Below are 11,425 nucleotides of genomic sequence, written 5' to 3' on the forward strand. Positions count from 1 at the left end.
CCACGCCACCTGTCGGGAACAGCCATGCCAGAGAACACCGAAGCCATAGCAGACCTGAAGAAAGTCGACCCGATCGGGCCGGCGAAACAGGGCGAATTCATCCGCTATCCCGACTCGCCGTTCGAGCTGTTCCAGCCTTATCCGCCCGCAGGCGATCAGCCCAAGGCGATCGAGGGCCTGGTGGCCGGCGTGCTCGATGGCGAGGTGTACCAGACGCTGCTGGGCGTCACCGGCTCGGGCAAGACGTTCACCATGGCGAACGTGATCGCCCGGCTGGGCCGTCCGGCCATCGTGTTCGCGCCCAACAAGACGCTGGCGGCGCAGCTCTACAGCGAATTCCGCGAGTTCTTTCCCAAGAACGCCGTCGAGTACTTCGTGAGCTACTACGACTACTACCAGCCCGAGGCCTACGTGCCGCAGCGCGACCTGTTCATCGAGAAGGACTCCTCGATCAACGAGCACATCGAACAGATGCGCCTGTCGGCTACCAAGAGTGTGCTGGAGCGGCGCGACACGGTCATCGTGGCCACGGTGAGCGCCATCTATGGCATCGGCACGCCCGAGGACTACATGGAGATGCGGCTGATTGCCCGCGTCGGCGACAAGGTCGGCCAGCGTGACCTGATCTCGCGGCTCATTCGCATGCAGTACACGCGCAACGAGCAGGACTTTGCGCGCGGCACGTTTCGCGTGCGCGGCGACACCATCGACGTGTTTCCAGCCGAGCACAGCGAGCTGGCGATCCGATTCGAGCTGTTCGACGACGAGATCGAGTCGCTGCAGCTGTTCGACCCGCTGACCGGGCGCATCCGCCAGAAGGTGCCGCGCTTCACGGTGTACCCGTCGAGCCACTATGTGACGCCGCGCGACAAGGTGCTGGCGGCCGTCGAAACCATCAAGATCGAGCTGGCCGGCCGGCTCAAGGAGCTGACCGGCTCGGGCAAGCTGGTCGAGGCGCAGCGGCTGGAGCAGCGCACGCGCTTCGACCTCGAAATGCTGGCCGAAATCGGCCACTGCAAGGGCATCGAGAACTACACGCGACACCTCTCGGGCGCGGAGCCCGGCGACCCGCCGGCCACGCTCACCGACTACATGCCGAAGGACTCGTTGATGTTCCTCGACGAGAGCCATCAGATGATGGGCCAGCTCAGCGCCATGTACAACGGCGACCGGGCGCGCAAGGTCACGCTGGTCGAGTACGGCTTTCGGCTGCCGAGCGCGCTGGACAACCGGCCGCTCAAGCTCGAGGAGTTCGAGAAGCGGGTGCGCCAGTGCATCTTCGTGTCGGCCACGCCCGCGCAGTACGAAAAGGACCACGCCGGCAACGTCGTCGAGCAGCTCGTGCGGCCGACCGGGCTGATCGATCCCGAAGTTGAAGTGCGCCCCGCCACGCACCAGGTGGACGATGTGCTGGGCGAGATCCGCATCCGCGTCGAGAAGAACGAGCGCGTGCTGATCACCACGCTGACCAAGCGCATGGCCGAGCAGCTCACCGACTACCTGAGCGACAACGGCGTGAAGGTGCGCTACCTGCACAGCGACATCGACACGGTCGAGCGGGTCGAAATCTTGCGCGACCTGCGCTTGGGCGCCTTCGACGTGCTGGTGGGCATCAACCTGCTGCGCGAAGGGCTGGACATTCCCGAGGTGTCGCTGGTGGCGATCCTCGATGCCGACAAGGAAGGCTTCCTGCGCGCCGAGCGCTCGCTGATCCAGACCATCGGCCGGGCGGCGCGCAACCTGAACGGCAAGGCCATTCTTTATGCCGACCGGATGACCGAGTCGATGAAGAAGGCCATCGGCGAAACCGAGCGCCGCCGCACTCGGCAGATCGCCCACAACGAGGCGAACGGCATCACGCCACGCAGCATCGTGAAGCAGGTGCGCGACCTGATCGACGGCGTTTACAGCGAGAAGACCGGCAAGGAAATGGCCAAGCTCGACCTGGAACGCGCCAAGGTCGAGGACATGAGCGAGAAAGACATCGCCCGGGAAATCAAGCGGCTCGAGAAGCAGATGCTGGAGCACGCCCGCAACCTCGAGTTCGAGAAGGCGGCCCGGGTGCGCGACCAGTTGGCGCTGCTGCGCGAGCAGGCGTTCGGGGCGTCGGGCGGCGACAACATCCCTGGGTTGGCGTCCTGATTCTGGTTAGGTCATAAGTTCGCTTTCTTCAAGCGAACTGCGCTGGGGTTTACCCGAGCAGAGTTCAGGGGCATCTGCTATACTTGACCGAAATACTCAACAACAAAGAACTTCGCGATGAAGGACCGACTCCTACCGGCTGGTTCACCAGCGTCGGGGTCGGGCAGGGCGGAGACGAAGTCACCGCGGCCCAAGGCTGTGGTGTCATTTCAACGGTAAGCACTTGAAGGAGCTTGCGATGCGTCTCACTACCAAAGGCCGTTTTGCGGTCACAGCAATGATCGATCTGGCGTTGCGTCAGAACACCGGTCCGGTCACGCTGGCTGCGATCAGCCAGCGGCAGCAGATTTCGTTGTCGTACCTCGAACAGCTGTTCGGCAAATTGCGCCGCCACGAGCTGGTCGAGTCGACCCGCGGCCCCGGCGGCGGCTACAGCCTCGGACGCAAGGCGGCGGACATCACGGTCGCCGACATCATCGTCTCCGTCGACGAGCCGATCGATGCCACGCAGTGCGGTGGCAAGGAAAACTGCCTCGGTGAGCAGGGGCGCTGCATGACGCACGAACTCTGGGCCTCGCTGAACCAGCGCATGGTCGAGTTCCTTGACTCCGTCACGCTGCAGAAGCTGGTCGACGACCAGATCGCCAAGGGCGTGCAGATCGAGAACAAGCCGGTCGTCAAGCGCGCCATCTCGGCCCAGCCGGTGGTCAAGCCCATTCGCGTGAATGCGCCGAATTCGGTCTTCGCTCTCGGCAACGTCTTCGCGAAGTCCTGACCTGATTGAGTCAGGCGATGCCCGCGGGCATCGCCTGAGTTTGCCCCGACCCCAGAACACAACCCCCACGCCAGCCCGAGCCAGCCATGGACGTCACTCCTCATTTCCCGATCTATCTCGATTACGGCGCCACCACGCCGGCCGACCCGCGTGTGGTCGACGCCATGATTCCCTGGTTGCGCGAACACTTCGGCAACCCGGCATCGCGCAGCCACGCCTGGGGCTGGGAAGCCGAAGAGGCTGTTGAAAAGGCGCGGGGCCAAGTGGCCGACCTCATCAACGCCGACCCGCGTGAAATCGTCTGGTCGTCGGGTGCCACCGAGTCGATCAACCTGGCCCTCAAGGGCGCGGCCCAGTTCTACAAGGGCAAGGGCAAGCACCTGATCACCCTGAAGACCGAGCACAAGGCCGTGCTCGACACCATGCGCGAACTCGAGCGCCAGGGCTTCGAAGTGACCTACCTCGACGTCGAGGAAAACGGCCTCGTCGATCTCGAGAAATTCAAGGCGGCCATCCGTCCCGACACCATCCTGGCCAGCGTGCTCTTCGTGAACAACGAAATCGGCGTGATCCAGGACGTGGTCGCGCTGGGCAATGCCTGCCGCGAAAAGGGCGTGATCTTCCACGTCGATGCGGCCCAGGCCACCGGCAAGGTCGAGATCGACATCACGAAGCTGCCCATCGACCTGATGAGCCTCGCTTCGCACAAGACCTACGGCCCCAAGGGCATCGGCGCGCTGTACGTGCGTCGCAAGCCGCGCATTCGGCTTGAAGCGCAAATGCACGGCGGTGGTCACGAGCGCGGCATGCGCTCGGGCACCTTGCCCACGCACCAGATCGTCGGCATGGGCGAGGCCTTCCGCATCGCCAAGCTCGAAATGAAGGACGACATCGCCCATGCAGCGCGCCTGCAGAAGCGCCTGCTCGACGGCCTGAAGGATGTCGAACAGGTCTTCATCAACGGCGACCTCGAGCACCGCGTGCCGCACAACCTGAACATGAGCTTCAACTACGTTGAAGGCGAGTCGTTGATCATGGGCATCAAGGGCCTGGCGGTGTCGTCGGGTTCGGCCTGCACCTCGGCCAGCCTGGAGCCCAGCTATGTGCTGCGCGCCCTGGGCCGCAGCGACGAGCTGGCCCACAGCAGCCTGCGCATGACCATCGGCCGTTTCACGACCGAAGAAGAAATCGACTACGCCATCTCGACCATCAAGCACAACGTCGCCAAGCTGCGCGAGCTGAGCCCGCTGTGGGAGATGTTCAAGGACGGCGTCGACATCAGCACGATCCAGTGGTCGGCCCACTGACCCAGGCCAGCCCACGGCTCCACGATTGAACAAAGTTTGAGAGGTACACCATGGCATATTCTTCCAAGGTCATCGACCACTACGAAAATCCCCGCAACGTCGGCTCCTTCGAAAAAGGTGACGACTCGGTAGGCACCGGCATGGTCGGCGCACCGGCTTGCGGCGACGTGATGAAGCTGCAGATCAAGGTCAACCCCGAAACCGGTGTGATCGAAGACGCGCGCTTCAAGACCTACGGCTGCGGCTCGGCCATTGCCTCGTCGTCGCTCGTGACCGAATGGGTCAAGGGCAAGACGCTCGACGAAGCGGCGGCCCTCAAGAACGCGCAAATCGCTGAAGAACTGGCACTGCCGCCGGTCAAGATCCACTGCTCGATCCTCGCGGAAGACGCCATCAAGGCGGCCGTGAGCGACTACAAGGCGAAGCACGGCGCCAAGACCACCGAGTCGACCGCCGAAGCTGCTGTTCACTGAGATGGCCGTCACGCTGACCGAAGCCGCTGCGCGCCACGTCACCCGCTACCTCGGCAAACGAGGCAAGGGCGTGGGCGTTCGGCTGGGCGTGAAGACCACCGGCTGCTCGGGCCTGGCCTACAAGCTCGAGTACGTCGACGAGTTCACGCCTGAAGACGTGGTGTTCGAAGACCACGGCGTGAAGGTGCTGGTCGATCCGAAGAGCCTGGCCTACATCGATGGCACGCAGCTCGACTTCGTGCGCGAAGGCTTGAACGAGGGCTTCAAGTTCATCAACCCGAACGAACGCGACCGCTGCGGCTGCGGCGAAAGTTTTCGCATCTGATGCGTCGTCGCTGACTGCGACCACAGCCGCCACCATGTCATGTGCTGGCGGTTTTTTCTTGATCTTTAGCGCGGCCCGGCAGGCAGTCTGATGAACCTCAACGACACCGACTTCCAACTGTTCGCCGTCCCGGCGACCTTCGCGCAGGACCGCGCCGTGCTCGACGCGCGCTGGAAGGAACTGCAGCGCGAGGTGCACCCGGACCGCTTTGCGGCACAAGGCGCAGCGGCGCAGCGCGTGGCCATGCAGTGGTCGGTGCGCATCAACGAGGCCTACCAGCGGCTCAAGGACCCGATCCGTCGCGCGAGCTATCTCTGCGAACTCAACGGCGCGCCGCTGAATGCCGAGAACAACACGGCGATGCCGGGGGCCTTTCTCATGCAGCAGATGGAGTGGCGCGAAGCGCTCGACGACGCCCGCGACATCGCCGCCGTCGAGGTGCTGCAGGAGGATGTCGAAAGCACGCGTGCCCGCGCACTCTCGTCGCTCGACTGGCTGATCGACGAGAAGGGCGACTACCCCGGCGCCGTCCAGCAGGTGAGAGCCCTCATGTTCATTGAGCGATTCGGACAAGACGTCGAAACCAAATTCGATCAGTTGGGACAATAAGCCCTTATGGCTCTTCTTCAGATTTCCGAACCCGGCCAGGCGCCCGATCCGCACCAGCGCCGCATCGCCGTGGGCATCGACCTCGGCACCACGCATTCGCTGGTGGCCTCGGTGCGCAACGGCGTGGCCGAATGCCTGCCCGACGACCAGGGCCGCGTGCTGCTGCCGTCGGCCGTGCGCTACCTCGACGGCGACCGCCGCCAGATCGGCTTCGATGCCGTGGCTGCACGCGCACAAGACCCCACCAACACCATCACCTCGGTCAAGCGGCTCATGGGCCGCGGCCTGGCCGACATCGCGAACCGCGATGCCATGTCGTACCGCATCGGCGGCGACGACGGCGGCATGGTCAAGGTGCAGACCTCGGCCGGCGAGAAGTCGCCCGTCGAGATCAGCGCCGAGATCCTGGCCACGCTGCGCTACCGCGCCGAAGACACCTTCGACGACGAGCTCTACGGCGCCGTCATCACCGTGCCGGCGTACTTCGACGAAGGCCAGCGCCAGGCGACCAAGGACGCGGCGCAGCTCGCGGGCCTGAACGTGCTGCGCCTGATCAGCGAGCCGACCGCCGCAGCCATCGCCTACGGCCTCGACAACGCCAGCGAAGGCGTCTACGCGGTGTACGACTTGGGCGGCGGCACCTTCGACATCTCGATCCTGCGGCTCACGCAAGGCGTGTTCGAAGTGATCGCGACGGGTGGCGACTCCGCCCTGGGCGGCGACGACTACGACCACGCCATCGCCGACTTCGTGCTCGCGCAGACCGATCGGCAGGCTGGCAACGACAACGACCGCGCGGCGTTGCTCGTGGCCGCGCGTGCCGCCAAAGAAGCACTGACCGATGCCGAGTCGGTCCTCTTCAGCGCCGCGCTGACGGGCGGCAATGCCGAGTTCACGTTGACCCGCGCGCAGTTCTTTGCCGCCACGCAGGCACTCACCGACCGCACCCTCGCGGCCGTGCGCAAGGCGCTGCGCGACGCGAAGCTCAAGCCCGAAGACCTGCAGGGCATCGTGCTCGTCGGCGGCTCCACGCGCATGCCGCAGATCCGCAGCGCAGTGGCCGAGCATTTCGGTCGTGAGCCGTTGATCAATCTGAACCCCGACGAGGTCGTGGCGCTCGGCGCTGCCATCCAGGCCAACCAGCTGGCCGGCAACAACGGCGCGGGCGAACTGCTGCTGCTCGACGTGATCCCGCTGTCGCTCGGCATCGAGACCATGGGCGGCCTGGTCGAGCGCATTGTGCCGCGCAACCAGACCATCCCGACCGCGATGGCGCAGGACTTCACGACCTACCAGGACGGCCAGACCGCGCTGGCGCTGCACGTGGTGCAGGGCGAGCGCGATCTCGTGTCCGACTGCCGCAGCCTCGCGCGCTTCACGCTGCGCGGCATCCCGCCGATGGCGGCCGGTGCGGCGCGCATCCGCGTCACCTTCACCGTCGATGCCGACGGTCTGCTGAGCGTGAGCGCCAAGGAGCAGGGCAGCGGCGTCGAGGCCAGTGTGGCGGTCAAGCCCTCGTACGGCCTGTCGGACGACCAGATTGCGACCATGCTGCAGGAGAGCTTCTCCACGGCCCAGCAAGACATGCAGGCCCGCGCGCTGGTCGAATCGCGCGTCGATGCCGACCGCATGCTGCTGGCCACGCAGAGCGCGCTCGATGCCGACGGCGACCTGCTGAGTGCCGATGAGCGCACTGTCATCGACGCCTCGATGGCACAGCTGCGCGAAACAGCCAAGAGCAGCAACGAAGCGGCCGCCATCGAAGCCGCCACGAAGGCGCTGGCCAACGACACCGAGGCCTTCGCCGCCCAGCGCATGAACGCGGGCATCGCACGCGCGCTCGCAGGCCGCAAGGTCGAATCCCTGTAGACAGAACAATTTCATGCCCACGATCAAGATCTACCCGCATCCCGAGTACTGCCCGCAAGGCGCCGAGATCACCGCGCCGGCCGGCACCTCGATCTGCGAGGCGCTGCTCGACAACGACATCAACATCGAGCACGCCTGCGAGATGAGCTGCGCCTGCACCACCTGCCACGTGATCGTGCGCGCGGGCCTCGATTCGTTGAACGAAGCCGAGGAAGGCGAAGAAGACCTGCTCGACCGTGCCTGGGGCCTCGAGCCGCAGTCGCGCCTGAGCTGCCAGACCATCCTGGCGCAGGACAATGTGACGATCGAGATTCCCAAGTACACGATCAACCACGCCAAGGAAAACCACTGATGTCACGTCAGATCGTTCTCGATACCGAAACTACCGGCCTGTCTGCTGAGAACGGCGACCGCGTCATCGAGTTGGGTTGCGTGGAGCTGCTCGCGCGCAAGCTCACCGGCAACGACCTGCACATCTACTTCAACCCGGAGCGCGAGAGCCACGAAGACGCGCTCAAGGTCCACGGCCTGACCACCGACTTCCTGCGCGACAAGCCGAAGTTCGCAACGCTGGGCAAGGACATCATCGAGTACCTGCGCGACGCCGAGCTGATCATTCACAACGCAGCCTTCGACGTCGGCTTTCTCAACAAGGAATTCGAGCGCGCCGGCCTGCCGCCGCTCAAGACCTTCGTGAGCGAAGTGACCGACACGCTGGCCATGGCCAAGCTGGTCTACCCGGGCAAGCGCAACTCGCTCGACGCCCTGTGCGACCGCTTCGGCGTCGACCGTTCGAACCGCACCTTCCACGGCGCCAAGCTCGACGCGCAGCTGCTTGCCGACGTCTATATCAACCTCACGCGCGGACAAGACGCGCTGCTGATCGACGTGGCCTCGAATGAGCCTGCGCAGGGCACGACGATCGTGGCCATCGACCTGAGCCAGTTCGAACTGCCGGTGATCGCAGCGGCCGAGCATGAGCTCGCCGCGCACGAAGCGGTGTTGTCGCAACTCGACAAATCCAGCGGTGGAAAAACGGTGTTCCGCCAAAACGCTTGAAAAGCTGTGGCATAATCTGAGGCTTCGCACAGCGCGATACGTGTTCAAGACACTGAACTCAAAAGCAGTGTCTCAGGGCGGTTAGCTCAGGGGTAGAGCACAGCATTCACACTGCTGGGGTCGGAGGTTCGAAACCTCCACCGCCCACCAATTAGACCCACGACATACGGCACCTTCGGGTGCCGTTTTCGTTTGTCCTGCGCAAATCCCGATGCGATTCAGAACGGGCCTGCCGCGCGCCAGTCACCCCGGTGCGCTCAGAAGGAACGGCCTTCGCGGTTGCGCCGCAGGTCGGCCTCCACCATCATCGTGCACAGCTCCTCCAGCGTCGTCCGGGGCTCCCAGCCCAGCGTCTTCCTGGCATGCGACGCGTCGCCGATGAGCAGTTCCACTTCGGCGGGCCGATAGAACTTCGGGTCGATCTTCACGAGGACCTTGCCGGTCTTTCGGTCGATGGCAACTTCTTCCTGTCCCATCCCTTCGAACTGCAACTCGCAGTCCGCGGCCCTGAACGCCATGTCGACGAACTCCCGCACGGTTTCCGCGCGCTGGGTGGCCAGCACGTAGTTGTCTGGTTTGTCGGCCTGCAGCATGCGCCACATGCCCTCGACGTATTCCTTTGCATAGCCCCAGTCGCGCTTGGCGTCCAGGTTGCCCAGCGTGAGCACATCGAGCGTGCCGAGCTTGATCTTCGCCGCCGCGTCGGTGATCTTGCGCGTCACGAACTCGCGGCCGCGCAACGGGCTCTCGTGATTGAAGAGGATGCCGCAGCAACCGAAGATCCCGTAGCTCTCCCGGTAGTTCATCGTCATCCAGTGGGCGAAGAGCTTGGAGACGCCGTACGGGCTGCGGGGGTAGAAGGGCGTGTCTTCCTTCTGCGGAACGGCCTGGACCTTGCCGAACATCTCCGACGTCGAGGCCTGGTAGTACTTGATCTGGCGGTTCGTCAGGCGAATCGCTTCGAGCAGGTGAAGGGTGCCCAGGCCGTTGATGTGCGTGGTGGCTTCGGGCTGGTTGAAGCTGGCGCCCACGAAGCTCTGCGCTGCCAGGTTGTAGACCTCGTCGGGCTCCGCATCCCTGAGCAACGTGATCGAGCTGCCCAGGTCGGTCAGGTCGTACTCCACGAGATGAAGCTCCGGATGGTCCTGGATGCCGAGCGACTCGATGCGCCAGAAGTTCACCGAACTGGTTCGGCGGAAGGTCCCGTAGACGGTGTAGCCCTTGCCCAGCAGCAGCTCGGCCAGGTACGCCCCGTCTTGTCCGGTTATGCCAGTGACGACAGCACGTTTTTTCATGACTTCAATCAGATGAAATGAAGGGACGGGTCAGGCCGGCGCATCGATGCCGCGTTCGACCGCGGGCGGTACCGCCGATGACATCGCGAGCGCCTCGCGCTTCTCGGCCGCGGGGCAGCGGCCATAGGTGTCGTCGAAGCGCACGATGTCGTCTTCGCCGAGGTAGCTGCCGGTCTGCACCTCGATCACCTCCAGCATGGTCTTGCCGGGGTTTTCGAGCCGGTGGATCGTGCCCGAGGGCAGGTAGATCGACTCGTTCTCCCGCACCAGCAGCACCTCGCCGCCGCGCGTGGCCTTGGCCGTGCCCTTGACGACGATCCAGTGCTCGGCGCGGTGGTGGTGCATCTGCAGCGACAGCTTGCCGCCGGGCTTGACGGTCAGGTGCTTCACCTGAAAGCGCTCGCCCGTGTCGATGCTGTCGTACGCACCCCAGGGCCGCACCACGCGGCGATGCTCGGTGGCTTCGACCGTGCCTTCGCGCGCCAGCATGCGCACCACCTCGGCCACCTGTTCGGCGCAGTCCGCACCCGCGACCAGCACCGCGTCCGGCGTGTCCACGATGATCAGGTCTTCGGTGCCGAGCGCCACCACCGGCCGGTGCGGCGCGTGGACAAAGGTGTTGCGCGAGTTCAGCACGCTGCCCATGCCGCTCACGCGGTTGCCCGCCTCGTCGGCGGGGTGCAGCTGGGCCACCGCGTTCCAGCTGCCCACGTCGCTCCAGGCGCCCTCGAAGCGCACCACCGCGACGTCGGCGTGCTTTTCGAGCACGGCGTAGTCGATGCTCTCGCTGCGGCAGCCTTCGAAGGCCTCGCGCTCCAGGCGCACGAAGCTGCCGTCGATCGACACCGCGGCGGTCGCGCGTTCGCAGGTGGCGAGGATGTCGGGCGCATGCGTGCGCAGGGCCGCGATCAGCGTGCGGGCCTGGACCAGGAAGATGCCCGCGTTCCAGCAGTAGTTGCCCTGCAGGATCAGCGTTTGCGCCACCGCCGCCGTCGGCTTCTCGACGAAGCGCGCCACGGCGTGGCTGGCGCCGTGGCCCGTGGCCCCGGCCGCCTCGATGTACCCGTAGGCCGTGCTCGGAAAACTGGGCGCCACGCCGAAGGTGACGATATGGCCTGCCAGGGCCGCTTCCACGCCGCTGCGCATCGTGGCCTCGAACAGCGCCACGTCGGGAATGTGGTGGTCGGCGGGCGCAAAGAGCAGCAGGTCGTCGGGGTCGGCCAAGAGGGCCGCCGCGGCCATGGCGGCGGCCGTGTTGCGGGGCACGGGCTCAAGAATCTGGCGGCCCTGCGCGTGCGCGTTCTCGATGGCTTCGCGCACCAGGAAGCGGTGGTCTTCCGATGCGACACAGGTGATCGTCCGGTTCAGGTTCGCGAGCCGTTCGAGCGTGAGCTGCAGCAGGCTCTTGTTGCCGACCAGCGGTGCGAACTGCTTGGGAAACGCCTTGCGCGACAGCGGCCACAGCCGCGTGCCGTTGCCGCCGCACAGGACCACGGGATGGATGGTGGGAGTGTTCATGGCGATCAGCCTTTGTGCAGTGGGTGATGAATCGGATCGCTTCGAAGGCGTGC

Annotated in this window: 11 protein-coding genes and 1 tRNA gene; 10 read left to right on the top strand and 2 right to left on the bottom strand. The window is 65.0% G+C overall.

Going from position 1 to position 11,425, the window contains the following annotated elements; genetic code table 11:
* The first annotated feature begins 24 nt into the window (after positions 1–24).
* The 10 genes from uvrB to CY658_RS10400 all read left to right on the top strand — a co-directional run bounded on the left by uvrB (position 25) and on the right by CY658_RS10400 (position 8,709).
* On the top strand, positions 25–2,142 hold the full coding sequence (gene uvrB, locus CY658_RS10355) for an excinuclease ABC subunit UvrB (protein ID WP_099790187.1): 2,118 nt from the start codon (positions 25–27) through the stop codon (positions 2,140–2,142).
* Between the two features lie 238 nt (positions 2,143–2,380).
* Positions 2,381–2,917: a Fe-S cluster assembly transcriptional regulator IscR gene (gene iscR / locus CY658_RS10360; RefSeq protein WP_056580055.1), complete on the top strand. Its 537-nt coding sequence runs from the start codon at positions 2,381–2,383 to the stop codon at positions 2,915–2,917.
* 86 nt (positions 2,918–3,003) lie between these two features.
* Positions 3,004–4,224, top strand: a complete 1,221-nt coding sequence (locus CY658_RS10365; RefSeq protein WP_101490011.1) for an IscS subfamily cysteine desulfurase — start codon at positions 3,004–3,006, stop codon at positions 4,222–4,224.
* 50 nt (positions 4,225–4,274) lie between these two features.
* The gene (gene iscU, locus CY658_RS10370) at positions 4,275–4,697 is read left to right on the top strand and encodes a Fe-S cluster assembly scaffold IscU (RefSeq protein ID WP_070061054.1); all 423 of its coding nucleotides are present in this window, start codon (positions 4,275–4,277) and stop codon (positions 4,695–4,697) included.
* A 1-nt stretch (position 4,698) separates the two neighbouring features.
* On the top strand, positions 4,699–5,022 hold the full coding sequence (iscA, locus tag CY658_RS10375) for an iron-sulfur cluster assembly protein IscA (RefSeq protein ID WP_007828190.1): 324 nt from the start codon (positions 4,699–4,701) through the stop codon (positions 5,020–5,022).
* Positions 5,023–5,112: 90 nt separating this feature from the next.
* Positions 5,113–5,631 carry a Fe-S protein assembly co-chaperone HscB gene (gene hscB / locus CY658_RS10380; protein WP_099790183.1) on the top strand — a complete coding sequence of 173 codons (519 nt, stop codon included), beginning with the start codon at positions 5,113–5,115 and terminating at the stop codon, positions 5,629–5,631.
* 6 nt (positions 5,632–5,637) lie between these two features.
* On the top strand, positions 5,638–7,500 hold the full coding sequence (hscA, locus tag CY658_RS10385) for a Fe-S protein assembly chaperone HscA (RefSeq protein ID WP_101490012.1): 1,863 nt from the start codon (positions 5,638–5,640) through the stop codon (positions 7,498–7,500).
* A 13-nt stretch (positions 7,501–7,513) separates the two neighbouring features.
* Positions 7,514–7,852 (top strand): ISC system 2Fe-2S type ferredoxin, encoded by a 339-nt coding sequence (gene fdx, locus CY658_RS10390; RefSeq protein ID WP_056580060.1) that lies wholly within the window; start codon positions 7,514–7,516, stop codon positions 7,850–7,852.
* Positions 7,852–8,559, top strand: a complete 708-nt coding sequence (dnaQ, locus tag CY658_RS10395) for a DNA polymerase III subunit epsilon (RefSeq protein WP_101490013.1) — start codon at positions 7,852–7,854, stop codon at positions 8,557–8,559. The genes fdx and dnaQ overlap by 1 nt, the downstream gene beginning before the upstream one ends.
* A gap of 75 nt (positions 8,560–8,634) precedes the next feature.
* Positions 8,635–8,709: transfer RNA gene (locus CY658_RS10400), tRNA-Val, on the top strand.
* Positions 8,710–8,816: 107 nt separating this feature from the next.
* Here CY658_RS10400 and gmd read toward each other — a convergent pair.
* Both gmd and CY658_RS10410 read right to left on the bottom strand, forming a co-directional pair.
* Positions 8,817–9,854 (bottom strand): GDP-mannose 4,6-dehydratase, encoded by a 1,038-nt coding sequence (gene gmd, locus CY658_RS10405; protein WP_101490014.1) that lies wholly within the window; start codon positions 9,852–9,854, stop codon positions 8,817–8,819.
* Positions 9,855–9,884: 30 nt separating this feature from the next.
* The gene (locus tag CY658_RS10410; protein WP_101490015.1) at positions 9,885–11,372 is read right to left on the bottom strand and encodes a mannose-1-phosphate guanylyltransferase/mannose-6-phosphate isomerase; all 1,488 of its coding nucleotides are present in this window, start codon (positions 11,370–11,372) and stop codon (positions 9,885–9,887) included.
* Positions 11,373–11,425 lie beyond the last annotated feature (53 nt).

This window comes from Variovorax sp. RO1 (genome assembly GCF_002849325.1).
Lineage (GTDB): Bacteria > Pseudomonadota > Gammaproteobacteria > Burkholderiales > Burkholderiaceae_C > Variovorax.

Bases quoted from the DNA above. Each gene is read 5' to 3' on its own strand.
- iscA (WP_007828190.1), top strand. From the start codon at position 4,699: ATGGCCGTCACGCTGACCGAAGCCGCTGCGCGCCACGTCACCCGCTAC.
- hscA (WP_101490012.1), top strand. From the start codon at position 5,638: ATGGCTCTTCTTCAGATTTCCGAACCCGGCCAGGCGCCCGATCCGCAC.
- hscB (WP_099790183.1), top strand. From the start codon at position 5,113: ATGAACCTCAACGACACCGACTTCCAACTGTTCGCCGTCCCGGCGACC.
- CY658_RS10410 (WP_101490015.1), bottom strand. From the start codon at position 11,372: ATGAACACTCCCACCATCCATCCCGTGGTCCTGTGCGGCGGCAACGGC.
- fdx (WP_056580060.1), top strand. From the start codon at position 7,514: ATGCCCACGATCAAGATCTACCCGCATCCCGAGTACTGCCCGCAAGGC.
- uvrB (WP_099790187.1), top strand. From the start codon at position 25: ATGCCAGAGAACACCGAAGCCATAGCAGACCTGAAGAAAGTCGACCCG.
- iscU (WP_070061054.1), top strand. From the start codon at position 4,275: ATGGCATATTCTTCCAAGGTCATCGACCACTACGAAAATCCCCGCAAC.
- dnaQ (WP_101490013.1), top strand. From the start codon at position 7,852: ATGTCACGTCAGATCGTTCTCGATACCGAAACTACCGGCCTGTCTGCT.
- iscR (WP_056580055.1), top strand. From the start codon at position 2,381: ATGCGTCTCACTACCAAAGGCCGTTTTGCGGTCACAGCAATGATCGAT.
- CY658_RS10365 (WP_101490011.1), top strand. From the start codon at position 3,004: ATGGACGTCACTCCTCATTTCCCGATCTATCTCGATTACGGCGCCACC.
- gmd (WP_101490014.1), bottom strand. From the start codon at position 9,854: ATGAAAAAACGTGCTGTCGTCACTGGCATAACCGGACAAGACGGGGCG.